Genomic DNA, 1,421 nt, shown 5'->3' with positions numbered 1-1,421 from the left:
TGTCCCTGACGGAGGACGGGTGGCGACACAACGGCGTGACCGTTATCTTCATGTACGGAAAAAGCGGCAAGGCGGTGAGAATGTCGTGCAGCTCTGCATTGCTCTCGACATCGAAGATGCTGTAGTTCGCGTACTCGCCCACCAGTCGCCAGATATGGCGCCACTTGCCGCTGCGCTGCAGCTCCTGCGAGTACGCCTTTTCGCGCGCCTTGATTTCATTGGCGACATTGGCCGGCATGTCGGCCGGGATGTTCACATCCATGCGTACGTGGAAAAGCATCGTCAATTCCGTTTATCAGGTGTCCGGATTACTTCGTGACTTTCATGAGGCCGTCGCGGGTGAAGCGCTTGACCTTCGCTTCGTCCAGCTCGATGCCGAGACCCGGGCCGTCCGGCACCGTCAGCTCGAAGTCGCTGTAATCGAGCGGCTTCGTCAAAATCTCTTCGGTGATCAGCAAGGGGCCAAACAGTTCAGTGCCCCACTGCAGGTTGGCGAAGCTTGCGAACAGGTGCGCCGACGCCACCGTGCTGAACGCGCCTTCGAGCATCGTGCCGCCGTACAGCTCGACACCCGCGGCGTCCGCAATCGTGGCCACGCGCTGCGCCGCGAACAGTCCGCCGCTTTGCTCGATCTTGATGGCAAATACATCGGCGCCCTCGTTCTTCGCGATCTCGAACGCGCTTTCCGGTCCCTGCAGGATTTCGTCGGCCATCAACGCCACCGGGAACCGGCGCATGAGGCGCGCCAGCGCCGCGGGCGAAGCCACCGGCTGTTCGACCAGCTCGCAGCCGGCTCCCGCCAGCGCGGGAATCGCCCAGGCCGCCTGCGTCTCGCTCCAGGCCATGTTGACGTCCACGCGCACGGCGGCACGATCGCCCATCGCCTTCTTGATGTCGGCCACGTGCTTGATGTCGGTCTTGAGGTCCTTCGCGCCGATCTTCAGCTTGAAGATCTTGTGGCGGCGCACTTCGAGCATGGCCTCGGCTTCGGCGATGTCTTTGGCGGTCTCGCCCGAGGCGAGCGTCCATGCCACCGGCAGGCGCTCGCGGCGGCGGCCGCCCAGCAGTTCGCTCACCGGCACGGAGAGGCGCTTGCCCTGCGCGTCGAGCAGCGCGGTTTCCAGCGCGCACTTCGCGAAGTGATTGACCTTCACGAGCTTGCCCAGGTGCGCCATGAGCGCCTGGATACGCGTGGCGTCCTGGCCGATCATCGCCGGGGCGAAGTAGGCGTCGATCGCCAGCTTCATCGCTTCCGGGCTTTCGGGACCGTAGGCCATGCCGGCAATCGTCGTACCTTCGCCGATGCCGGTTACGCCGTCGCTGCAGTACACCTTCACCAGCATCAGGGTTTGCCCGTACATCGTGGCGACGGATAGCTTGTGAGGGCGAATCGTCGGCAGATCGACGAGGCGGGTTTCGAT

2 protein-coding genes are annotated in these 1,421 nt (G+C 63.8%); both read right to left on the bottom strand.

What is annotated here, in order from left to right:
* A partial coding sequence (gene catC, locus M3A49_RS42225; protein ID WP_266233979.1) for a muconolactone Delta-isomerase occupies nucleotides 1-280 on the bottom strand: 280 nt, incomplete at its 3' end.
* Between the two features lie 28 nt (nucleotides 281-308).
* A partial coding sequence (locus tag M3A49_RS42220; protein ID WP_266233978.1) for a muconate/chloromuconate family cycloisomerase occupies nucleotides 309-1,421 on the bottom strand: 1,113 nt, incomplete at its 5' end.

The sequence above is a fragment of the Paraburkholderia sp. CNPSo 3076 genome (assembly GCF_026343935.1).
Classification (GTDB): Bacteria; Pseudomonadota; Gammaproteobacteria; order Burkholderiales; family Burkholderiaceae; genus Paraburkholderia; species Paraburkholderia nodosa.
The sequence above is the reverse complement of the archived record's forward strand: the minus strand, read 5'-3'. Positions and strand labels throughout refer to the sequence as shown.